Raw genomic sequence first — 22,067 nt, forward strand, 5'->3', positions numbered from 1 at the left:
GGAAAATATAGAGGAAAATATAGAGGAAAATATAGAGGAAAATATAGAGGAAAATATGGGCGCAATTTTAGATGATACACAAGATGAGTTTGCAAATTTAAATGAAAATGATATTATGTTAGCTTTAGGTGAAGAGCTTACTCCAGCTATTATAGAAAAGAAAGAAGAGGGCAAGGTAAATACTAAAGAAAAAGCAGAAGATTTACAAGAAGATGAAATGGTAAATGAACTTAGTAAAAGTATAGCTCAAACTATTACTTCGAGTATTACTGATGATACTTTAAAAGCAGCCTTAAAAGGTATGAAAATGAATATAAACATTAATATAAGCTTTGATGAGGATAAACATTGAGTGGTCAAATTTTAATCATCTCAGGGCCAAGTGGAGCAGGTAAGAGTACCTTGCTTCAAAGACTTTTTAAAGAAAAAGATAATATTTATTTTTCTATTTCTAGTACAACAAGAGCTCCTAGAGAAAATGAAAAAAATGGAGTAGATTATTTTTTTATCAGTGAAGAAGAATTTAAACAAGGCATAGAAAAAGGTGATTTTTTAGAATGGGCTTTGGTGCATAAAAATTATTATGGCACTTCGTTAATCCCTGTAAAAAAAGCATTGCAAGAGGGTAAAAGTGTCGTTTTTGATATTGATGTGCAAGGTTTTTGTATAGCTAAAGAAAAAATGCCTGAATATATTACTTCTGTCTTTATTACAACCAAAAATAAAAAAGAACTTGAAAAAAGATTGCTTAAGCGAAATACTGATAAAATAGAAGATATTAGCAAAAGATTAGAAAATGCTAGTGATGAAATGGCTTATTTAGATCGATATGATTTTTTAATCATAAATGATGATCTTGAAAAAAGCTATAGGGAGTTAGAAGCAGTTTTTGAAGCTTCAAAATTAAAAAGTACAAAACATGATTTAAAACAAATTCAAATTCAATGGAATAAAGGAGAATAAAATGCATATGCCAAGCGGAACTCAATGGTTGATTATATTACTTATTGTGGTGTTACTTTTTGGTGCAAAAAAAATTCCAGAGCTTGCTAAAGGTTTAGGAAAAGGTATTAAAACTTTTAAAGATGAAATGAATACTGATGATGATAAAAAAATCGTTCAAGAAGATGCACAAAAAATTGAAAAAATCAATGAAAAAGATGTGCTTGTAAAAGAAAACAATGAAGAAGTAAAAAAAGCTTAAGGCAAAACATTGAAAACTTTAGTTTATAAAGAAATTAAAGAAAAACTAGGAAGAGATTTTATCTTAGAAAATCCTAAGAATAAAAATCTAGCTCACTTTGCTACACCTTTGGCTTTTTCTTTAGCCAAAGAATTAAGGCAAAACCCTATGATAATTGCTAATGATATTGTTGCTAAGTTAAAAGATTGTGATTGTTTTGAAAGTGTAGAGGCTTTAAATGGTTATGTAAATTTTAAGCTTTCAAGAGCTTTTTTAAATTCTTTAGCTACACAAGCTTTGAGTGATAGTGAGAATTTTGCAAAAGATGATAAAAAAGAGCAGAGTTTTTTACTTGAGTATGTGAGTGCAAATCCAACAGGGCCTTTACACATAGGACATGCTAGAGGAGCTATTTTTGGCGATACTTTAACTAGGGTTGCTAGGCATTTAGGATATAAATTTGATACAGAGTATTATGTCAATGATGCGGGTAATCAAATTTATCTTTTAGGTCTTTCTATATTACTTGCAGTGAAAGAGCATTGTTTAAAAGAGCAAGTTCAATATCCTGATGAGTATTATAAAGGTGAATATATCGTAGATGTAGCAAAAGAGGCTTTTGCTGAATTTGAAAAAGATTTCTTTGTAGAAGAAAACATTCCGCAATTAGCACTTTGGGCTAAAGATAAAATGCTTAAAATTATCAAGAAAAATTTAGCTGATGCTAAGATATTTATTGATGCTTATGTGAGTGAAACAAGTTATTATAATGAATTAGAAAATACTTTAAAAGCCTTAAAAGAGCATGGTGGAACTTATGAGCAAGATGGTAAAATATGGCTTGCATCAAGTGCTAAAGGCGATGAGAAAGATCGTGTGATTATTAAAGATGATGGAGAAGGAACTTATTTAGCTGCTGATATAGTTTATCATAAAGATAAAATGAGCCGTGGTTATGATAAGTGTATCAATATATGGGGGGCTGATCATCACGGCTATATAGCTAGAATGAAAGCTGCTATGGAATTTTTAGGTCATGATAGTCAAAATCTTGAAATTATCTTAGCACAAATGGTTTCATTGTTAAAAAATGGCGAGCCTTATAAGATGAGTAAAAGAGCAGGAAATTTCATTTTAATGGGTGATGTTTTAGAAGAACTTGGTAGTGATGTGCTAAGATATATTTTTATCAGCAAAAAATGTGATACGCATTTGGAATTTGATGTAGATGAGTTTAAAAAAGAAGATAGCTCTAATCCTGTGTATTATATTAATTATGCTCATGCGAGAATTCATCAAGTATTTGCCAAAGCAGGTAAGAGTGTAAATGATGTTATATATGCTAAATTTGAGAGTTTAAATGAAGATGGTATGAATCTTTTGTTTGAAAGCTTAAATTTAAAAGCAGTACTTAATGATGCATTCGAATCAAGAGCCTTGCAAAAAATTCCTGATTATTTAAAAAATTTAGCCTCTTTATTTCATAAATTTTATAATGAAAATAAAGTTGTTGGCTCAAGCAATGAAGATGAGCTTTTAAAACTTTTTGCCATATGTGCCTTGAGTATTAAAACAGCTTTTGCACTCATGGGAATAGAGGCAAAGAATAAAATGAATCACGATTAATTTTGATCGTGATTTTTGCTTTTTTTAATACTTCTTGTCATCATAAAGCTTTGTTCAAAAAATAAAAGCAAGGTTATGCTTACTCCTACTGCTAGAGCTAATGTTACCGAAAGTGTTGTAAAGAAATAATCAAAAAAATGAATCAAAAAATTAGTTTTTTCGCCAATATCCTCTGAGCGTATAAAAGAAATCAAATACAATATAGCTTTGTATGCGTAAATTCCGGGTATCATAGGGATAAGAGCAGGAAAAGCTATAATTTCAGCAGGTGTTTTAAAAATCTTAGCCAAAAACAAACCAAGACAACCTATGCTAAAAGAAGCTATAAAGGTCGCAATAGCTAAAGTTTGAAAGCCAAAATATCCCATTAGAGTAAAACGCATACTATGCGCTATAGCGGCTAATATGGCTGAGAGTATGAGTGTTTTAAAGGGTGGATTACACACATAAGCAAAACCAAATCCTGTTAAAGCTGCAAAAAACATATCCCAAAGTATAGAAGAATAATCAATCATCTTAAAATTCCAAAGTCACTAATGCTAAGAGTGGTATAAATTCCAATAGCAATACAGCATACCAATATCGCCACACTAATAATACGACTAAAACCCATAAGTATGTGATCTTTTAAAATATCTATAATTGAGTTTATAAAATAAACTCCAGGTATTAAATACAAGATACTAGAACCCAAAGCAATATTTGCTTCTTGTATAAGCTTTAAATCCACTCCAAAAAACACAATAAAAGAAGATAAAAAAGAGCAAAAAATATATTGAATTCTTAAATCAATTTTTATTCTAGTGAGTAAAACTCTCAAACTAAAACCCACTAAAGTAGCTAAAAATACAAATAAACATCCATAAAAATCTCCCCCAAATAGCTTACAAAAGGCCGAATTTGCTGCTGAAACTAAAAATAAATTAGCTAAAAAAGGATTTCTTTTGGTTTGTTTGAGTTTTAAAAGAGAAATTTTAGCTTCTTCTAGGTTGTATTTATGATCATGAATTTGCCAACTTAATGCACTAAGTTCTAAAATAAGTTTAAAATTAATATGATTGTGTTTGTTAGGTATGATGTAGGTTCTTTGTATAGAGTTATCATCTTTATCAAAAATATTTAGCGTAGTATGATGAAAGAAAAAATTCATATTAATTTCATAACCATACGCATTAGCTATCCTTCCAACGCATTTTGCTACTCTTGCTGTGTAAGTTCCTGCACTTAGAAAAACGCTAATATATTCGATTAAAAAATTAGTTAAATTTTGAATTGATGGTTTTTGCATAAATATTCTTTAAAATAGTTTTTAAAGATTTTATCAAAATTAAAATATAAAATCTTATAAATTTAAAATATTTTTGTAAAAATATTAAAAATGTATGCACTAGGTAATTTAAGGAAGTTAAAAAAAATTAAGTGTGATTTTTCTTTTTTTGTATATAAATATAGATAGCTAAAAGCATACTTATAAAAATAATACAAGCAATAATAACAAAATGTAGATATTCTTTAAGTAAGTCTTCATTTTTACCTAAAATATAACCTAATATAAGTAAAATTAAACACCAAATTCCAGCTCCTAAACTAGTATAAAATATAAATTTTTTCAAATTCATTCTTGCAAGTCCAGCAGGTAAAGAAATGTATTGACGCAATCCAGGGATTAATCTACCGCTAAATGTTGATATTTCACCATGTTTATTGAAAAAGGCTTCAAACTGAGCAAATTTTGTTTCATTAACTCCAAAATATTTACATATTTTTAAAATAACATTACGCCCTAAAAAATAACATAAGTAATAATTTAATAAAGCACCCAAAAGAGCTCCAAAAGTCCCACAAAGTAGACATAACCAAAAGTTAAGTTCGTTTTGATGAGCTAAATATCCAGCAGGTATCATCACTACTTCACTAGGAAAAGGAAAAAAGGAGCTTTCTATAAACATAAGAAAGATAATCCCCCAGTAACCCCAATCTTTTGTAAGAGTAAGTAAAAAATCTATAATATCACCAAGCATAAATACCCTTTAATTTTTTAAACTAATGATATAAATTTAGTTTTAATGTTTTAAAAATATAGCATGGCTTTTGCACAAATGACTATTAAAATACATAAAATCAAAGCAATCAAGTGAGATTTTAAAGGATCTTTTCTTTTTAAAATTCTTATAAAAAACAAAGAATAACAAGTTAAAGCTAACATTGTTATTAGTAGCAAAAGCTTGATAAATAAAAATACTCCAAAATTGCTTGCAAAAAAATCCCAAAAAGAATTAAATTCATAAAAACTTAAAAGATAAAAACCACTCAATAAAAGTAAGATAAAAATACTAGCAAAAATAAAAATACTTGATTTGGCATAGGCTTTTTTAATTTTATCGCAATCTTCTTTGCTTTCGTGTTTATAAGCAAAGCAATAAACACAAACATCAAAAAATACATAGGCTATAAAAAATATAGCACAGATAAGATGAATACAAATAAAAATAAAATGCATAACTAATCTCCTTAAAAAATCATAGCACAATTTTAAGGAGATGTAAAATTAAAGTTTTTCTAAAATTTGGATAGTTTTGATTTTATCTCCTGCTCTAATGCTATCTAGTACTTCTAAACTTTCTTTGTCTTCAGGATTGATTTGTCCAAAAATAGTATGCACTCCATCTAAATGAGGCTGTGGGCTGTGACAAATAAAAAATTGTGAACCACCTGTATCTCTACCAGCATGAGCCATAGATAAACTACCTCTTAAATGTTTGTGTTTTTGATCGCCACATTCACATTCTATCTCATAACCAGGACCACCTGAACCTATACCATAAGGACAACCACCTTGTATTACAAAATTTGGAATCACACGGTGAAAAACAAGCTCATCATAAAAACCTTCATTAGCTAAATTAGCAAAATTACACACAGTTTGTGGTGCTTCATCGGGAAATAATTCTAATTTCATATCACCTTTTTCGGTGCTAATGATAGCAAAATTGTATTTTTTTGCATCTTTTATGTCGATTTTTTTAAGCATTTTTTGCTCCTATTCTATGTTGGTATAAACTGCTTGTACATCATCATCATCTTCTAATTTATCAAGCAATTTTTCAATATCAAGAAGTTGCTCTTCGCTAAAGCTTACGGGGTTATTAGCAAGATATTCAAGTCCTGCTTTTTTAAGCACTAAGCCTTTTTTTTCTATGGCATTACTAAGCTCACCAAAAGCAGTGTAATCACCTATAATTAGTAATTCCTCTTCATTTTGCTCAAGTTCTTCAAGTCCTGCATCAATGAGTTCAAGTTCAAGTTCTTCTAAATCTCCATCATATTTTTCAAGATGAAAAACAGCTTTGTGTGAAAACATAAAAGTCAAAGAGCCATTTTGCAAAATTTCTCCACCATTTTTGCTAAAAATTGCTTTTACATTAGCCACTGTGCGTGTAGGATTATCACTCATACACTCAACAATGATTAAAGCCCCATGTGCTGCTTTTCCCTCATAGTGGATATTTTTAATATCAGCACTATCTTTTCCACTTGCTCTTTTAATAGCTGCATCGATATTGTCTTTTGGCATATTATTAGCTTTTGCAGTAGCTATGGCACTACGAAGCTTTGGGTTCATATCAGGATCAGCTCCGCCTTCTTTTGCTGCTACTTGTATAGCCTTTGCAAGTTTTGGAAAAAGTTTGCTCATTTTATCCCATCTTGCTTCTTTAGAGGCTCTGCGATATTCAAACGCTCTTCCCATAAATTCTCTCTTTCTTATATTGTTTTAAAGTTAAAAGTATAAACTAAGAAGTCTAAATTTGATTTTAAAGGAGCAAAAGAGTGATCAGAAAAGCTAGGAAAGATGATGTTAAAAAATGCATACAATTGCTTGCTTTGGCAATGGATCATTTTATATATAAACTTAGTGGCTATAATGATCATCAAAAAGCCATAGAGGTTTTAGAAAATTTCTTCACTCAAGAAAATAATCGTTTAAGCTATGAAAATATATATGTTTATGAAGAAGATAATGAAATTTTAGGCGCGATTTGTTTTTATGATGGGGCTTTGGCAGATGAGCTAGATAAGCCTTTAAATGAGCATTTAGAATTTTTAGGAATTAATGAAAAAGTTTTAAAAGAATGTGATAATGAGTTTTATTTAGATAGTATTTGCGTGGATGAAAAGGCAAGAGGGAAAGGTATTGCTAAGAAATTGATTGAATATGCCTTCGATGAAGCTTTGAAAAATGATAAAAAACTTTCATTAATCGTAGAAGATGAAAATATAAATGCAAAAATGCTTTATGAAAAAATGGGTTTTAAATTTATAAAAAATAAAATTTTTCACGCTCATAAATATGAATACAGAGAAAAAGGAGAATAAATGATTATAAAAACTAAAAATATTAATTGTCAAAGTTGTGTAAATTTAATCAAAGCTTCATTGGAAGATGAATTTGGTGCTATGCAAATAAGTGTTGAAAATAAAAGCATAGAGATTGATTTAAAAGCAGAGCAAGTTGAAGAGTTTAAAAAACAATTGCAAGATTTAGGTTTTGAGATAGATGAAGCATGAGTTAAAGTTAAAAATAGGCAATATGACTTGTGTTAATTGCTCTAATGCTATAGAAAAAGTTTGTGCAAAAATTGATGGAGTAGAAGATGTAAGTGTTTCTTATGTCAATTCTAGTGGAGTGTTTTTGCTTAAAGATTTATCTTTAGAAGCAAAGATCAAAGAAAAAATTAAGGCTTTGGGTTTTGAAATATTACAAGAAGAGCAAAATTTATACGAATTTAAACTCAAAGAGCTTAAAAATATGAAAACAAAGCTTATTATGAGTATAATTTTAAGCTCTATTGTGATGTATTTTGAAATGTTTGTTCAAGGAAATGTTTCTGCTTTAATTCAAATGTTTTTATCTATGATAGCGATTTTTTATTGCGGAAAAGGTTTTTTTATCCACGCTCTTAAAGGATTAAGGCATAAAAATTTAGATATGAATACCTTAATATCCTTAGGTGCTTTTACTTCTTTTATATATTCTTTTTTTGTGTATTTTGAGGTATTTAGTAAAGATGGTTATTTGTATTTTAGTGGCGGAGCGATGATTGTAAGCTTTGTTCTATTAGGTAAATACTTAGAAGAAAAGGCTAAATTTAAATCCTTAGAATATCAAAACAAATTAAAAAATATAGATATTAAAAAAGCTAATATAATCTTAGAAGATGCAAGTATAAAAAGCATACCTAGTGCTTTTGTAAAAGAAAATGATGTGATTTTAGTGAAAGAGGGTGAAAGCGTTGTTGCTGATGGGGTAATTATAGCAGGCGAGGCTGAGGTTGATGTGAGTTTTTTAACAGGAGAATTTTTACCACTTTTGAAAAAGCAAAATGATGAAATTCTAGCAGGAAGTGTGTTGATTAATGGAAGCTTAAAGATTAAAGCTAGTAAAAAGGCGATTGAAAGCTCATTAGAACAAATTAAAGATCTTGTTTTTAAAGCAGGCAATATCAAAACACCTTTAGCAAATTTAGCTAATAAAATTTCAGCTTATTTCGTAGCTTGTATTATTATTTTATCACTTTTTGTGTTTGTTTTTTGGTATTTTAAAGAAGGAGTCAACGCAGCATTTTTACATGCTTGTGCCACGCTTTTAATCTCTTGTCCTTGTGCTTTGGGTTTAGCAACTCCTATAGCCATAGTGAGTGCTTTAGCAAATGGTGCAAGAAATTTTATCTTAGTAAAAAATCCAGCGGTATTAGAGAATTTAGCTAGTATAAAACTTGCTATTTTTGATAAAACAGGCACTTTAAGCCAAGATGATTTAAGTATTTATAAGTATAATCTAACTCAAGAAGATTTTCAAAAACTCACCCAAATTGAAAATTTAAGCTCACATCCTATTGCAAAGGCTTTTATTAAAGAATTGAATATAAATTTAAATTTACAAGGAAAATTAAGTGTTTTAGTGGGTAGTGGTTTGCTTTATGAGGAAAATGAAGATAAATATTTAATAGGCAATGAGAAATTAATGCTTGAAAATAGTGTTGATATACAAAAAAGTAAGCAATTTTTGCAAGAATTTGAAGATCAAGCACCTATATGTTTGTATTTTGCAAAAAATAATATTTGTCTTGGCGGGGTTTGTTTAAAAAATGAACTTAAAAACGAAGCTAAAAATTTGATAGCAAATTTAAAACAAAAAGGTATAAAAAGTATTATTTTAAGTGGTGATAATAAAAAAAGTGTTACTAAAATAGTAAATGAACTTAATGTTGATGAATATTATTCTGATTTAAAACCTGAGCAAAAACTTGATTTCATAAAAGAAAAAATCAAAAAAGAAAAAGTTCTTTTTATAGGAGATGGTATCAATGATGCTCCTGCTTTAAATTTAGCTAGCGCAAGCATAAGTTTTTCTAAAGCAAGTGAGCTTGCTAAAAAAAGCGGAGATTTGATTTTGATAAAAGATGATTTATCTTTAATAGCTTATTGTTTTGAGCTTTCTCAAAGAACTAAAAATATCATCAAACTTAATCTTTTTTGGGCTTTTGTCTACAATGCTTTATGTATTCCCATTGCGGCAGGTCTTGTGCCATTTATAAGTCTTAGTCCGCATTTGGCAGCTTTAGCAATGTGTTTTAGTTCGGTAACGGTTGTAGTCAATTCTTTGAGATTGCGTTAGATATTTCAGTTTTATTTAATATTTGTTATATTATATTAATATAATTTTAACAAAAAGGAGTATTTAATGAATTGCAATTGTAGTTTTTCTATGATGAGTGTAATAAGATATTCTAAAATGATTATCTTGCTTACTGTTGCCTCTTTGGCTGCTATTGTTGTTTTTGGTAATATAACTGATTATAATTCAAATTTTCAGTTTGTAAAACATGTTATGAGTATGGATACTAAGCCTGATTATTTAGGTAATGCTATTATTTATAGGGCTATTACAAATTCTACGATCCATCATATTGCCTATATCTTTATTATTTGTTTTGAAGCTTTTATTATGCTGACTGCTTTAAAAGGTGCTTTAGATATGTTTAAAGCAAGAAATTTAGATGCAAAAACTTTCCATGAAGCTAAAAAATTTGGAATCATTGCTTTAACTTGTTGTTGTTTGTTATGGTTTTTTGGTTTTCAAGTGGTGGCTGCAGAGTGGTTTGGCATGTGGATGAGTAAAACTTGGAATGGTTTGCCTGATGCTACTAGATTAGTAACCTATATGCTTTTAGCATTAGTTTATATTAGTATTAAAAACGATGATTAAATCACAAACTCTCTGTTGAGGGTTTGTGGAAAATATAAAATGTTTTTATAATAATTGAGCTTGTAAATATTTATTTCTTCTTTTTTTGTAATTATTCCATAATTTAAAAAACAAAAAAATTAAAGCTAGACTCAGTGCTAAAAAATGTGGAATTTGCGGTATTTTTGCAGATAAAAAATAATGCCAAGATACTAGTAAAAAGCAAAAATAGCCAAATTTTCTTATCTTGCTTAATTTTTTAAAAAGCTTAAATGAGCTTATAAACATAAGTGTGAGTATGAAAAAGCTTATAAAACCACTAAATTCTAAATTTTTACTAAAAGTATCTTTGAAAAAAAGCATTAAATCTAAATTTTTACTAAAAGCAAAGTAATTAAAAAAGTGAATCAAAGCCCAAAAAAATGCATAAAAACCTAAAAATTTAGGGTAATCTTTTGTGTGTTTATACTTTAAAAGTGAAAAAAATAGGCTTAATCCAAAAAAGATTAAGCCAAATACACCACTATAAAAATATACAGATTTTACAATATCAAATTCTTGCATGATTTGATAAACACTAAAAACAATACTTAAAACAAAAGCTAAAAATCCACTGATATTATAAACTTTTTTGCTCATTAAAAATTAACCTTTAAATCCATATCTTTATACAAATGCGCTACTTCTTTTTCATAGCCATTAAACATCTGTGTAGGCTTAGTGAAAAAATCTCCCAAAGGACGCTCATTTGCTTGAGACCATCTTGGGTGAGAGACATTTGGATTAACATTAGCATAAAATCCATATTCTCTAGGGTTTGCTAACTCCCATGTGGTTTTAGGTTGTTCTTTGGTAAATTCTATTTTTACAATAGATTTTATACTTTTAAAGCCATACTTCCATGGAACTACAAGGCGAATCGGTGCTCCATTTTGTCCTAATAAAGGCTTTTTATACATGCCCACGGCCATAAGTGTTAGTGGGTGCATAGCCTCATCTAATCTTAAGCCTTCTACATAAGGATAATCAAGAGTTGGAAAAAATGAGGCTTGATCGGCAAATTGATTTTTATCAAAAAGAGTGGTAAATTTTATAAATTTAGCTTCACTTTTAACTTTACATTTTTCTATTAAAGCACGCAATTCAAAACCAACCCAAGGCACCACCATGGACCAAGTTTCAACGCAGCGAAATCTATAAATTCTCTCTTCTAATGGAAAAGCCAATAAATCTTGCATAGTTAAAGTCAAAGGTTCTTCAACTTCCCCGCTAACTTCTATTTTCCAACCATTTGTGTTGAAATTTTTTGCAAGCTCAACAGCTCTTTTTTTATCAGTAGAAAATTCATAAAAATTAACATAATTAGTTGCAATTTTTTCTTCACTTAAATTTAATTTTTCATTGTTAGGATCAGGAAAGAAATTTAATGCCATTAATTCAGATTGAACTAAAGCTGAACTAACTAAAGCTCCAGCACCTAGTTTTAAAAAATGGCGTCTTTTGTTATATAATTGTTCGTTTGTGATATTCATGAAGCATCCTTTATATATTTTGTGATATTAAAACATATAAAGGAAAATAGAAGGATAATTTTTATTATTTTATAAAAAATATTTTTAAAAAATTACCTCATTATTTTCAGATAGAGCAGGGTTGTTTTTTGGAAATGGAGAAGTATTGGTGTAGTACTCTCTTTGTTTTTCATAAATTCCTTGATAAACCCCTTTTGGGATGATAAATTTTCTAGCGCTATCAGGATAAAGTTCTAAGTATTTTGTTAAAAATTCTTTAAAAACCGGCGCAGCAGTTCTTGCCCCACCTTCTATTTGTTTCATAGGCTTATTATCATCATTTCCATACCAAATGATAGCTTCTATTTCAGGAGTTAAGCCACAAAACCACGCATCAATGCTTTTATTTGAAGTGCCTGTTTTTCCAGCTATTTCAATCCCTTCTACTCTAGCATTACGCCCAGTGCCTTTTTTTACAACATTTTGCATCATATCATTGACTAAAAAGGCTTGTTCAGGTTCGCTGATTTTTCTTTCTCCGGAATTAAATTCTACTACTATTTTACCATTTTTATCGATTACTCTTTTAATGAGTAATAAGTCTTTTTGCACACCATAGTTTCCAAATACCGTGTAAAGTTTAGCATAATCATAAATGGAAATTCCAAAGCTACCCAAAACTATAGATAAATCAACTGGTATGTTTTCAAAGCCCATAAATTGAAGCTTATCGTGGATTACATCAAGTCCTAGGGCAAGAGCTAAATTTATGGTAGCTAGGTTTCTTGAGCCAGTTAGCGCTTCTTTTAAACTTATGAGTCCTAGAAATTTTCCACCATAATTTTTAGGTTTCCAATCTTTCTCATCTTTTTTAGTACTTTCAAAAATTCTTGAAATATCAGCAACCTTACTCATAGGAGAATAGCCCATGTCAATGGCAATTTGATATAAGAAAGGCTTAAAAGAACTCCCTGGTTGTCTTAAGCTTTGAGTAGCGCGGTTGAAATTACTTTTTGTGTAATTTACTCCACCAATTAAGGCTAAAATGTCTCCATTTTGATGATTTGCTACTATCATAGCTCCATTGAGTGTGCTTAAATTTGCATCTTTATCTCTTTTAACTATTTCATCATAGCCAAATTTTAAGGCTTCTCTTGCAATATTTTGCACATCAAGATCAATGGCAAGCTCTATTTTATAGCCACCACTTTTTAAGTCTTTAATCCCACTTAGTTGTTTTAAAACTTCTTGAGTAACATAAGGAGCTGCATTTTGCGTTAAGGTATCATCATATACTTTTGGAATTTCTTTTAAGGCATTTTCATACTCTTCTTTAGAAATCCAACCAAGATTATACATCCTTTGTACTACGCTGTTTGCTCTAGCTAAAGAAAGATCTAAATGTCTGGTAGGATCATAAGTACTTGGAGCCTTTGGCATACCTACTAAAATGGCAATTTCTTTTAAGCTAAGCTCATCTAAATTTTTTCTAAAATACCCAAGCGCAGCAGTTTTTACTCCATAATATCCATGTCCAAAGAAGATGAAATTTAAATATCTTTCTAAAATTTGCTCTTTAGTTAAAGTATTTTCTATCTTATATGCAAGCAAAGCTTCTTTTAGCTTTCTGCTCAAAGTACGCTCAGGAGTTAATTCTGTATTTTTTATGAATTGTTGAGTAAGAGTGGAAGCTCCTTCCATAGTTTTTCCACCGCTTCTTATGATTTTAATAGCTGCTCTAAAAATTGCATCTATATTAACCCCACCATGTTCAAAAAAGCTAGTATCTTCAATGGCTACCAAAGCTTCTATAAGTCTTGGTGGAAGTTCTTCGTAAGGAGCATAAAAGCGGTGTTGCTCGAAAACATTTGCAACTAATTTTCCATTTTTATCAAAAATTTGTGTTGTAAGAGGCGGTTTGTAATCTTTAAAGGTGTATTGATTTAAATCAGAATCAGAAAACAAATATGCAATAAATATAAAAACTCCAACCATACATACTATACAAAAAGAAAGAAATATTTTTAAAATTTTTATCATAAAAATGCTTTCAAAAGTTCTATATTAAGCCCTAGTGCTGTACTTTGATGGCCTATGATTTTTTTAATATATTTTTTATGAAATCCCTCACACATCACAGCACCGGCTTTACCTTGATAAAGTTTTGAATCAATGTATTCTTGCATATCTTTTAAATCAAATTTATCCAAAATCAAATCACACTTGCTAAGATTAGAAATCTTTTTATCTTCTAAAACTAAAATCATCGCGCTTAAAACGCTAATGCTTTTGCCACTTTGCAAATTGAGCATATTAAAAGCCTCATTGTCGCTTTTAGCTTTAGTAAGAATGATATTTTGAGTACAAACTATACTATCAGCAAATAAAACATTTTTTAAGTCAGGATATTTTGTAAAAAATTGTCTTTCTTTTTCTAAAACAATTTTTTGCACATAAGAGCTTGGATTATCTTTTTTTATTAAACTCTCATCATAATCGATAATAATTTGCTCAAAAGCGATATTTGCTTCTTTTAATAAAGCAACGCGTGAAGGCGAACTTGAAGCTAAATAAAGCATTAAGCAAGACTTTCTTCTATGATTTTTCTAGCATGATCAAGTGCTTGTTCTATTTTACTTGTATCTTTACCGCCAGCTGTTGCAAAATCATCTCTACCGCCACCGTTTCCACCAAGTATTTGTGCAATTTCTTTTACTAAAACGCCAGCTTTTAATGAAGCGTCTTTAACACCTGCTGCTATGATAATCTTACCTTTTTTTTCTTGTAAAAGTAAAATTACAGCTTTGTTAAATTTATTTTTAAACTCATCTATCATAGTTTTTATATCACCACTATCTATTTTTTGTACACAATATTGAATGCCATTTAGTTCTTTAGAGTTTAATTCTGTTTTGTTTGAATTTTTTAATTCATTTTTTAAACTGACTATTTCATTTTTTAATTTTGCTACATAGCCTAAAATATCTTGAGTTTTTAATTCTTCTTTGGCTTGATTAAGCTCTTTTAAATTTTCACTAACATAATCAAGTGCAGCTTTACTTACCACCGCTTCTATCCTTCTAACCCCAGCACTAACACCACTTTCTTTGATGATGTAAAAACTTCCTATTTCAGAGCTATTTTTCACATGAGTACCACCGCAAAGCTCTTTGCTAGCTCCTAGGGTTAAAACTCTTACTTTTTCTTGATATTTTTCACTAAATAAAGCTATTGCACCGCTTTTTTTAGCTTCATCTAAAGCTAAAATTTCAATTTTAGCTTCATTTGCTTGTATGATGTAAGTGTTTACTAAAGCTTCTATTTGCTTTAATTCTTCTTTATTTAGAGCTTTTGGATGAGTAAAGTCAAATCTTAATTTATTGTGTTCTACTAAAGAGCCTGCTTGGCTAATGTGTGAGCCAAGATTTTCTCTTAAAGCATGGTGTAATAAATGTGTCGCACTATGATGTCTAGCAATTTGTTCTCTTTTTTTAGTATCTATGCAAGCTAACACTTCATCGTTTGTTTTAAGATCTTGTTTTAATTTCACTTGACTAAGATTAATATCAAAGAATTTTTGTGTATCTAAAACCTCATTTTCATTGATAAAACCTATATCAGCACTTTGCCCTCCACTTGTTGCGTAAAATGGAGTTTTTTCAAGCATTAACCACGCTATATCTCCTGCCTTAGTTTCGGTTATGATTTTAAAATTTTCATCCAAAATAGCCATGATTTTAGTTTTTTCTTCATAATTTTCATAACCACTAAAAGTATTTTTGCCAAATTTTTCTAATAAAACTTTAAAGTCCCCGCTAACTGCTTTATCCCCACTTCCTTTCCAAGAAGCCTTAGCTCTATCTTTTTGTTCTTGCATAAGCTCATTGAATTTAGCCTCATCTATACTAAGATTTTTTTCTCTTAGCATATCTTGGGTTAAATCAAGCGGAAAACCATAAGTATCATAAAGTTTAAAAGCTACTTCACCGCTAAAAATATCTTTAGTTTTTTTAAGTTCTTCATTAAAAATTTCTATACCATTTTCAATAGTGCTTAAAAATCTTTCTTCTTCTAGTTTGATTTGTTCTTTAATAAATTCTTTTTTTTCATTTAAGTAAGTATAATGCCCACCCATTAACTCACAAACTACATCTACAAGCTCATGCATAAAAGCTCTTTTAAGACCTAACAAATATCCATGTCTTAAGGCACGACGCATAATTCTTCTTAAAACATAGCCCCTGCCTTCTTTATCAAAGCCAATTCCTTGAGCAAGTAAAAATACACTTGATCTTATATGATCAGCAATTACTCTATAACTAGCTCCGCTTTCATAAGTATAAGTTTTACCGCAAAGTTTTGCAATACTCTCAATAATAGGCATAAACAAAGAACTATCAAAATTACTAAATTTTCCTTCTTTTATAGCACTAACTCTTTCAAGCCCCATGCCTGTATCAATACTTGGTTTTGGTAATGGAGTAAGCGTTCCATCTGCACTTCTTTCATACTGCATAAAAACTAGGTTCCAAATTTCTAAGAACCTATCTCCATCTCCACCCATATAATCTTCGCTAGAATTAAAATGCTCAGCGCCTTGATCATAAAAAATTTCACTACAAGGTCCACATGGTCCAGTATCGCCCATTTGCCAGAAATTATCTTTATCGCCAAATTTATAAATTCTTTCTTTTTCTATATGTTTTTGCCAAAGCTCATATGCTTCATCATCACTTTCATGAACGGTTACATATAATCTTTCTTTAGGTAATTTTAAAACTTCAGTTACGAATTCCCAAGCATAAGCAATGGCTTGTGCTTTAAAATAATCTCCAAAACTAAAATTCCCAAGCATTTCAAAGAAAGTATGATGTCTTGCCGTATAGCCTACATTGTCTAAGTCATTATGTTTTCCACCAGCTCTTATACAAGTTTGACAGCTTGTTTTACGCGGAGGATTAGGGCGTGGTACTTCTCCGGTAAATATGCTTTTAAAAGGTACCATACCTGCATTAGTAAAAAGTAAAGTTGCATCATCAGGCACCAAAGGGCTTGAAGGAGTGATTTCATGTCCTTTTGACTTAAAAAATTCTAAATATTCTTTTCTTATATCCATAGATTTTCCTAGCTAGTTTTTTGTTTAAAATAATACCAAAAATACTTTAAATTAAGTAAAACTATCTTATAATCATGATTTTAAATTTATAAGGTTAATATAATGAAAATTCCTTTTATAGACTTAAATGCTCAATATAATGCTTATAAAAATGAAATCGATGAGGCTATTGGTGAAGTTTTACAAAGCGCTTCTTTTATAGGTGGTGCAAAATTAGAAGAATTTGAAAACAATTTAGCTAAATATGCAGGTATTAAACACGCAATAGGTTGTTCAAGTGGCACAAGTGCGTTATTTTTAGCCTTGATGGCTTTGGGCGTGGGTAAAAATGATGAGGTAATAGTACCAAGTTTTACCTTTATAGCTACAGCTGAAATGGTTGCTCTAATCGGCGCTAAGCCCGTTTTTGTAGATATTGATTTTAAAGATTATAATCTTAGTTTAGAAAAAGTTCAAAGTGCTATCACGCCTAAAACTAAAGCTGTAATTGCTGTGAGTATTTTTGGGCTTATGCCTGATATGTTTGCTTTAAAAGAACTTTGTAAAAGTCAAAACATCGCTTTGATAGAAGATAGCGCACAAAGTTTTGGAGCTAGTCAAAAAGGTATAAAATCATGTGTTATAGCTGATATATCTTGCACAAGCTTTTTTCCGTCTAAGCCTTTAGGTGCTTATGGAGATGGCGGGGCGATTTTTACCCAAGATGATGAATTAGCGCAAAAAATAAAAATTTATTTAAATCATGGACAAGTGCAAAGATATAAGCATAAATACATCGGTATTAATGGAAGGCTTGATACCATCCAAGCGGCTGTTTTAAATGTGAAATTAAAATACTTAGATGAAGAGATTAAAAAAAGAGAAGTAATAGCAAAAGTTTATGATGAAAATTTAAAAAATTGTATTTTACCGCCAAGAAAAGATGATTTTGTGAGTGCTTGGGCTCAATATAGCGTGCGTGTAAAGAATAGAGAAAAATTCATGCAAAAATTACAAGAGCAAGGTATACCTACTGCGGTGCATTATCCTTTGGGGCTTCATTTGCAAGAAGCTTTCGATTATCTTGCTTATAAAAAAGGTGATTTGCCAAATACAGAGCTATTAAGTGATGAAATTTTATCCTTACCTATGAGTGCGTTTTTAAAAGAAGAACACCAAATTAGAGTGATTGAGGCTTTTAAATGAAAATAGGGCTTATAGGCCTTGGTAAAATGGGTAAAAACCATTTAAGAGAACTCGAGCGTAATTTAAAAGTAAAAGAAATTCATCTTTATGATCCTTTCTGTAAAGATAAATTTAAACACTTTTTTCATAAAAATTTTGATGATTTTTTAGCACAAAATCTTAATGGTGTTATCATTGCCACGCCTACTCATACGCATTTAGATATAGCTTTAAAGGTTTTTCCTAAAATAAAAAATGTTTTAATAGAAAAGCCTTTGGCATTAAATGTAGATGAAATTTTAATTTTAGAGCAAAAAGCTAGAGAAAATAAAGTCAGAGTAGGGGTGGGCTTTTGTGAGAGATTTAATCCGGCTATTTTAACTTTAAAAGAAAAACTTTTAGAAGATGAGATTATAAGTATTAACATACAAAGAATTTCTCCTTATCCGCAAAGAATAAATGATGTGGGTGTTTTAAGTGATCTTAGTGTGCATGATATTGACTTAGTTAGATTTTTAAGTCAAGAACAAATTTTAAAAGCAAATATTTATAAAAGCTTTCATCATGATAAATTTGAAGATGAGGTAATGATAGGTTTAAAATTGGAAAATATTTTAGCAAATATCCATGATAGTTGGAATGGACAATGCATTATAAGAAAGATCACACTTTTAGGTAAAAAACATACTTATGAACTTGATCTTAAAAATTTTGAACTTTTTATTAATATGCAAAAAATTCCAAATTTATATAAAAATTCTCCTTTATATGCTGAGCATGAGGCTTTTTTTGAGTTTTTACAAAATGGGGTTTGCGAAAATTTGGCTAGCATTGAAGATGCTTTGAGGGTACAAGAAATTTTAGAAGGTGTTTGATAGTGAAATATGTCTTTTTTTTAAATATGGGCGGGGTTAATAAACTTGACGAGTGTGAAGTTTTTTTAAAAAATATGTTTAATGATCCTTATATTTTAGGGATAAAAAATGTTTTTTTAAGAAAATTTGTAGCTTTTATAATAAGAAAATCAAGATTAAAAGCTATGAAACAAAACTATGAAAAAATGGGTGGGAAATCCCCACTTACTCAAATCACACAAAGTTTATGTGATAAATTAAATTCTAAAACTAGAGAATATAAATTCGATTTTATTAGTCTTTATGTACCACCTTTTGCAAATGAGGTTTTTTCAAAATATGATTTTAAGCAAAATGACGAAATTATTTTATTTCCTTTGTATCCTCATCATTCTAAAACCACTGTAACTAGTTCTTTAGAAGTAGTGGAAAATGAGCTAAGAAATATCCAAAACCAAGTTAATGTAAAAATCATTGATGTTTTTTATAAAGATGAACTTTATAATGAAATGATTATAAAGCATATTTTAGAAAAAAAGAGAGAATACGATTATAAAACTTTGATTTTTTCTGCGCATTCTTTACCGCTTTCAGTGATTAAAAAAGGTGATTTGTATGAAAAACATGTGCAAGAGCATGTGGATATTTTAAAAGGAAAACTTAAAAATAAATTTGACCAAATCGTTTTATCATATCAATCAAAACTAGGTCCAGTTAAATGGCTTGAGCCTAACACAAGTGATATTTTAGAAAGTTTAGATCAAAAAGCTTTGATTTATCCTATATCTTTTTGTATAGATTGCTCTGAAACGATTTTTGAGCTTGGAGTTGAATATAGGCACTTAGCAAAAAGCGATTATGAGCTTATTAAATGTCCTAATGATAGTGATGAGTTTATAGAGTTTATTTTAAATCAAGTAAAAATATAGTTTTTATATTAATGTTTTATAGCGGTATTAAAAAACATATATTTTTTTCTCGGGATATTTTTTAAATTCCAGTTTGATAGTTTTTGATTGAAATTTATACATCCACTAAACATACTTTGTGTGCTTATAACACTATCAATATTCCAATTGTTTAAATCTTGATTAAATTTTGGAGTTTTTGAAAAAGGAATTTTGAAAATAGATTCACAAAAAAATGCATATTCCATCCATAATACATTTGAAACATCCCAGCAATGAATTTTTAAGCTTTTTTGTTGTAGTTATTTAGAGCTTGTTGGATCTTATATCCTAAAAACACTCCTTCCATGTTATCAACATTGTTTGTATCTCAAGTTTTTATACCTATAAATTTTTCTTCACTAATATTACTAAATAAATAGCTCATATCTTGAATTAAACTTGTATCTATATTTTTAAGCGGAATATCTGATAGTATCAAATATTTAAGAGTTTCTTTTGTTTTTGGTTTGTGGATTATCTTTTTTGATTGCAGTTTGAGTAAATACAATATAACTAAAAACACAAGTAAAGTTATAAATAATAGAACCCAATACTTTAAATAAGCGAAACAAAAAATCAATATAAAAAAAGATTATTATTGTAATTTTATTTTTTAATGTCATTGTTTTTGCTTTCTATGGGTTTTAAATAACTTTCTTTAATCAAAAGATTTACTGTATCTTTAAACATAGGTAAAGCACTTTGTGCGGCATAATAACTATAAGCTTTGGTAGGATGTCTTACTAAAACTCCAATGGTATAGGTATTTTTCTCATCATTTGCAAAGCCAAAAAACGAGGCATTATAGCGATTTGAAGTATAGCCTTTTCTTTCAGCAATCCTAGCTGTACCCGTTTTTCCACCTATAATGATACCTTGAGTTCGTGCTTTTTTACCGGTTCCTTTTTCTATAACATTAATTAAAATTTGCTGCATTTCTTTGGCAGCTTTGCTTGAAAGAATTTTTTCTTTTTTAACTTCATCATCAAGTTTTATTAAACGCCCATCTTGATAAATTTTATTTGCAATTTGTGGGGTGATGTAAATTCCATCATTGTTAAATACATTATAAGCAGCTAAAAGTTGTATAAAAGTTGTTTTCAAGCCATAACCATAACTTAATACAGATTTTTCAACTTCTCTTAATCTTTTTGGATTTGGTATTTCTCCTTTTTGCTCATAAGGAAGATCAATACCGCTTTTTTCTCCAAAACGAAAAATTCTAAGTCCTGAGATGATTTCAAGATTACTTAATCTTTGGGCAATTTTAATCATACCGACATTTGAAGAGTAAGTAATAACTTCTTCCATGCTCATTTTGTTTTTTTTGTGATCGTCGCGTATAGTAAAACGACCAAGTTTGTATTGTCCACCTTGAGTATCAATGATTTCATCAACTTTGATTTTATCAAGCATTAATGCAGTGGTAAATATAAAAGGTTTTATAACAGATCCTGCTTCATAGCCATATTCTATGGCACTTGCATTGAGTACAGATAGATCTTTTCCGCGATTTTGCGGATCATATCTTCTTGAGCTAGCAAGTGCTAGAATTTTTCCGCTTTTACTTTCCATGATGGCAACTATAATTTCATTGGCTTTTAGATCTTCATTTCTTTTATCGATAGCTTTTTCTAAACCTTTTTGAAGTTTTAAGGAAATATTTAAGTATAAATTACAACCATCTATTTTGCGTTGTTCATAAGAATGCAAATTCAAGATGATATTACCACCTATATCTCTTAAACCTTGAATTTTAGCATTTTGCAAAGGATTTAAACATTCATTATAGTATTTTTCCAAACCTTTTATGCCGACATTTTTAAAAATTTCACTTTGCTCATCCATATAAGTTCTTGTGTAGCCTATGATTGGAGTAAGTGAATCTTTTGGCATATATACACGATCTTCTTTGTGTTCTATAATATCAAGCCCTCTTGTCTCCACTCTGCCATTATTATTTGTGAAGGATTTAAAAAAACCTTGAGTATAAAGTTTTTTAGCTAGTTCTTTTAAATAACTTGCATCTTTTGAGTTAATATCTTGGAGTAAAATAAAATTATAACTTCTTTTTTTCTTTGCAAGCATTCTTTTTTTTATATCTTGCATTTGTTCATCACTTGCGCCACTATAAATTTGAAAAAGAGTTAAAAACAAATCCTTTTTATCAGGATTCAAGCTCCTTAGATCAATTTCAGCTCTATAAATTTGCCTACTAGAAGTTACGGTAAAATTATCGCTTGTGATGATATTGCCTCTAAGAGCGGAAAAATATTGTTCTTTTTGAGTATTTGGTATATGGCGTTTTGAGGTTAGAAAAAAAGTAGAAAGTAAAAATAAGGCCATAAAAAACAGAGCCATACAAAAAGCAAAAGCTACTTTTGAAACCCTATTTCTAATGGTGTTTGAAAGCATAT

Annotated in this window: 23 protein-coding genes and 1 pseudogene; 11 read left to right on the forward strand and 13 right to left on the reverse strand. The window is 29.5% G+C overall.

From position 1 onward, the window contains the following. The 4 genes and pseudogenes from L8W64_RS01505 to argS form a co-directional block, all read left to right on the forward strand. Positions 1-352, forward strand: a pseudogene (locus L8W64_RS01505) (hypothetical protein); the annotation flags it as partial. Next, positions 349-963, forward strand: a complete 615-nt coding sequence (locus L8W64_RS01510) for a deoxyguanylate kinase / guanylate kinase (RefSeq protein WP_039628617.1) — start codon at positions 349-351, stop codon at positions 961-963. The pseudogene L8W64_RS01505 and the gene L8W64_RS01510, both read left to right, overlap by 4 nt. Before the next feature lies 1 nt (position 964). After that, the gene (locus L8W64_RS01515; RefSeq protein ID WP_263671247.1) at positions 965-1,204 is read left to right on the forward strand and encodes a twin-arginine translocase TatA/TatE family subunit; all 240 of its coding nucleotides are present in this window, start codon (positions 965-967) and stop codon (positions 1,202-1,204) included. A 9-nt stretch (positions 1,205-1,213) separates the two neighbouring features. Further along, positions 1,214-2,809, forward strand: a complete 1,596-nt coding sequence (argS, locus tag L8W64_RS01520; RefSeq protein ID WP_263672709.1) for an arginine--tRNA ligase — start codon at positions 1,214-1,216, stop codon at positions 2,807-2,809. Here argS and L8W64_RS01525 read toward each other — a convergent pair. The 6 genes from L8W64_RS01525 to L8W64_RS01550 form a co-directional block, all read right to left on the reverse strand. Continuing rightward, the gene (locus L8W64_RS01525) at positions 2,806-3,324 is read right to left on the reverse strand and encodes a threonine/serine exporter family protein (RefSeq protein WP_263672710.1); all 519 of its coding nucleotides are present in this window, start codon (positions 3,322-3,324) and stop codon (positions 2,806-2,808) included. The two genes, argS and L8W64_RS01525, sit on opposite strands and share 4 nt — an antisense overlap. Continuing rightward, the gene (locus tag L8W64_RS01530) at positions 3,321-4,097 is read right to left on the reverse strand and encodes a threonine/serine ThrE exporter family protein (RefSeq protein ID WP_220566900.1); all 777 of its coding nucleotides are present in this window, start codon (positions 4,095-4,097) and stop codon (positions 3,321-3,323) included. The genes L8W64_RS01525 and L8W64_RS01530 overlap by 4 nt, the downstream gene beginning before the upstream one ends. 127 nt (positions 4,098-4,224) lie before the next feature. Next, positions 4,225-4,830: a DedA family protein gene (locus L8W64_RS01535; protein WP_263672711.1), complete on the reverse strand. Its 606-nt coding sequence runs from the start codon at positions 4,828-4,830 to the stop codon at positions 4,225-4,227. Between the two features lie 50 nt (positions 4,831-4,880). Next, on the reverse strand, positions 4,881-5,309 hold the full coding sequence (locus L8W64_RS01540; RefSeq protein WP_263659020.1) for a trehalose-6-phosphate synthase: 429 nt from the start codon (positions 5,307-5,309) through the stop codon (positions 4,881-4,883). 48 nt (positions 5,310-5,357) lie between these two features. After that, positions 5,358-5,840 (reverse strand): peptidylprolyl isomerase, encoded by a 483-nt coding sequence (locus tag L8W64_RS01545; RefSeq protein ID WP_263672712.1) that lies wholly within the window; start codon positions 5,838-5,840, stop codon positions 5,358-5,360. A 9-nt stretch (positions 5,841-5,849) separates the two neighbouring features. Then, on the reverse strand, positions 5,850-6,557 hold the full coding sequence (locus L8W64_RS01550) for a YebC/PmpR family DNA-binding transcriptional regulator (RefSeq protein WP_039618745.1): 708 nt from the start codon (positions 6,555-6,557) through the stop codon (positions 5,850-5,852). Between the two features lie 80 nt (positions 6,558-6,637). Between L8W64_RS01550 and L8W64_RS01555 the strand changes: the two genes are divergently transcribed. The 4 genes from L8W64_RS01555 (at position 6,638) to L8W64_RS01570 (ending at position 10,076) form a co-directional block, all read left to right on the forward strand. Beyond that, on the forward strand, positions 6,638-7,183 hold the full coding sequence (locus L8W64_RS01555) for a GNAT family N-acetyltransferase (RefSeq protein ID WP_263672713.1): 546 nt from the start codon (positions 6,638-6,640) through the stop codon (positions 7,181-7,183). Continuing rightward, the gene (locus L8W64_RS01560; RefSeq protein ID WP_263661840.1) at positions 7,184-7,375 is read left to right on the forward strand and encodes a heavy-metal-associated domain-containing protein; all 192 of its coding nucleotides are present in this window, start codon (positions 7,184-7,186) and stop codon (positions 7,373-7,375) included. Continuing rightward, complete coding sequence (locus L8W64_RS01565) at positions 7,365-9,485, forward strand: heavy metal translocating P-type ATPase (RefSeq protein ID WP_263672714.1); 2,121 nt, start codon at positions 7,365-7,367, stop codon at positions 9,483-9,485. Before L8W64_RS01560 ends, L8W64_RS01565 begins: the two co-directional genes overlap by 11 nt. 66 nt (positions 9,486-9,551) lie before the next feature. Further along, entirely contained in the window at positions 9,552-10,076 is a 525-nt protein-coding gene (locus L8W64_RS01570) for a DUF2165 family protein (RefSeq protein ID WP_220566893.1), read from the forward strand. Between the two features lie 45 nt (positions 10,077-10,121). On the opposite strand, the gene L8W64_RS01575 is transcribed toward L8W64_RS01570, so the two are convergent. From L8W64_RS01575 to alaS, 5 genes are all read right to left on the reverse strand, one after another. Further along, entirely contained in the window at positions 10,122-10,694 is a 573-nt protein-coding gene (locus tag L8W64_RS01575; RefSeq protein WP_263672715.1) for a sulfite oxidase heme-binding subunit YedZ, read from the reverse strand. After that, the gene (gene msrP / locus L8W64_RS01580; RefSeq protein WP_220566891.1) at positions 10,694-11,587 is read right to left on the reverse strand and encodes a protein-methionine-sulfoxide reductase catalytic subunit MsrP; all 894 of its coding nucleotides are present in this window, start codon (positions 11,585-11,587) and stop codon (positions 10,694-10,696) included. The genes L8W64_RS01575 and msrP overlap by 1 nt, the downstream gene beginning before the upstream one ends. An 84-nt stretch (positions 11,588-11,671) precedes the next feature. Continuing rightward, on the reverse strand, positions 11,672-13,603 hold the full coding sequence (locus L8W64_RS01585; RefSeq protein WP_263661042.1) for a PBP1A family penicillin-binding protein: 1,932 nt from the start codon (positions 13,601-13,603) through the stop codon (positions 11,672-11,674). Then, positions 13,603-14,145, reverse strand: a complete 543-nt coding sequence (gene maf / locus L8W64_RS01590; protein ID WP_263661028.1) for a septum formation inhibitor Maf — start codon at positions 14,143-14,145, stop codon at positions 13,603-13,605. The genes L8W64_RS01585 and maf overlap by 1 nt, the downstream gene beginning before the upstream one ends. Further along, a complete protein-coding gene (alaS, locus tag L8W64_RS01595) occupies positions 14,145-16,682 on the reverse strand; it encodes an alanine--tRNA ligase (RefSeq protein ID WP_263672716.1) in 2,538 nt (845 codons plus the stop codon). The genes maf and alaS overlap by 1 nt, the downstream gene beginning before the upstream one ends. Positions 16,683-16,790: 108 nt before the next feature. On the opposite strand from alaS, the gene L8W64_RS01600 reads away from it, so the two are divergent. The 3 genes from L8W64_RS01600 to hemH are packed head-to-tail and all read left to right on the forward strand — an operon-like array spanning position 16,791 to position 19,629. Further along, positions 16,791-17,867 carry a DegT/DnrJ/EryC1/StrS family aminotransferase gene (locus L8W64_RS01600; RefSeq protein ID WP_263672777.1) on the forward strand — a complete coding sequence of 359 codons (1,077 nt, stop codon included), beginning with the start codon at positions 16,791-16,793 and terminating at the stop codon, positions 17,865-17,867. Beyond that, positions 17,864-18,721 (forward strand): Gfo/Idh/MocA family protein, encoded by an 858-nt coding sequence (locus tag L8W64_RS01605; RefSeq protein WP_263672717.1) that lies wholly within the window; start codon positions 17,864-17,866, stop codon positions 18,719-18,721. The genes L8W64_RS01600 and L8W64_RS01605 overlap by 4 nt, the downstream gene beginning before the upstream one ends. A 2-nt stretch (positions 18,722-18,723) precedes the next feature. Beyond that, entirely contained in the window at positions 18,724-19,629 is a 906-nt protein-coding gene (gene hemH, locus L8W64_RS01610) for a ferrochelatase (RefSeq protein ID WP_263672718.1), read from the forward strand. A gap of 8 nt (positions 19,630-19,637) precedes the next feature. Here the strand turns inward: hemH and L8W64_RS01615 are convergent, their stop codons facing one another. Together L8W64_RS01615 and L8W64_RS01620 are read right to left on the reverse strand one after the other, a co-directional pair. Further along, positions 19,638-19,889 carry a BspA family leucine-rich repeat surface protein gene (locus L8W64_RS01615; RefSeq protein WP_263672778.1) on the reverse strand — a complete coding sequence of 84 codons (252 nt, stop codon included), beginning with the start codon at positions 19,887-19,889 and terminating at the stop codon, positions 19,638-19,640. 367 nt (positions 19,890-20,256) lie between these two features. Further along, the gene (locus L8W64_RS01620) at positions 20,257-22,065 is read right to left on the reverse strand and encodes a peptidoglycan D,D-transpeptidase FtsI family protein (RefSeq protein WP_263660141.1); all 1,809 of its coding nucleotides are present in this window, start codon (positions 22,063-22,065) and stop codon (positions 20,257-20,259) included. Between the last annotated feature and the right edge of the window lie 2 nt (positions 22,066-22,067).

It is taken from the genome of Campylobacter sp. IFREMER_LSEM_CL1097 (assembly GCF_025772225.1).
Classification (GTDB): domain Bacteria; phylum Campylobacterota; class Campylobacteria; order Campylobacterales; family Campylobacteraceae; genus Campylobacter_D; species Campylobacter_D lari_D.

Bases quoted from the DNA above. Each gene is read 5' to 3' on its own strand.
- maf (WP_263661028.1), bottom strand. From the start codon at position 14,145: ATGCTTTATTTAGCTTCAAGTTCGCCTTCACGCGTTGCTTTATTAAAA.
- msrP (WP_220566891.1), bottom strand. From the start codon at position 11,587: ATGAATATCACAAACGAACAATTATATAACAAAAGACGCCATTTTTTA.
- L8W64_RS01620 (WP_263660141.1), bottom strand. From the start codon at position 22,065: ATGCTTTCAAACACCATTAGAAATAGGGTTTCAAAAGTAGCTTTTGCT.
- L8W64_RS01550 (WP_039618745.1), bottom strand. From the start codon at position 6,557: ATGGGAAGAGCGTTTGAATATCGCAGAGCCTCTAAAGAAGCAAGATGG.
- L8W64_RS01575 (WP_263672715.1), bottom strand. From the start codon at position 10,694: ATGAGCAAAAAAGTTTATAATATCAGTGGATTTTTAGCTTTTGTTTTA.
- L8W64_RS01565 (WP_263672714.1), top strand. From the start codon at position 7,365: ATGAAGCATGAGTTAAAGTTAAAAATAGGCAATATGACTTGTGTTAAT.
- L8W64_RS01535 (WP_263672711.1), bottom strand. From the start codon at position 4,830: ATGCTTGGTGATATTATAGATTTTTTACTTACTCTTACAAAAGATTGG.
- L8W64_RS01540 (WP_263659020.1), bottom strand. From the start codon at position 5,309: ATGCATTTTATTTTTATTTGTATTCATCTTATCTGTGCTATATTTTTT.
- alaS (WP_263672716.1), bottom strand. From the start codon at position 16,682: ATGGATATAAGAAAAGAATATTTAGAATTTTTTAAGTCAAAAGGACAT.
- L8W64_RS01605 (WP_263672717.1), top strand. From the start codon at position 17,864: ATGAAAATAGGGCTTATAGGCCTTGGTAAAATGGGTAAAAACCATTTA.
- L8W64_RS01530 (WP_220566900.1), bottom strand. From the start codon at position 4,097: ATGCAAAAACCATCAATTCAAAATTTAACTAATTTTTTAATCGAATAT.
- L8W64_RS01515 (WP_263671247.1), top strand. From the start codon at position 965: ATGCATATGCCAAGCGGAACTCAATGGTTGATTATATTACTTATTGTG.
- L8W64_RS01570 (WP_220566893.1), top strand. From the start codon at position 9,552: ATGAATTGCAATTGTAGTTTTTCTATGATGAGTGTAATAAGATATTCT.
- L8W64_RS01525 (WP_263672710.1), bottom strand. From the start codon at position 3,324: ATGATTGATTATTCTTCTATACTTTGGGATATGTTTTTTGCAGCTTTA.
- L8W64_RS01560 (WP_263661840.1), top strand. From the start codon at position 7,184: ATGATTATAAAAACTAAAAATATTAATTGTCAAAGTTGTGTAAATTTA.
- L8W64_RS01545 (WP_263672712.1), bottom strand. From the start codon at position 5,840: ATGCTTAAAAAAATCGACATAAAAGATGCAAAAAAATACAATTTTGCT.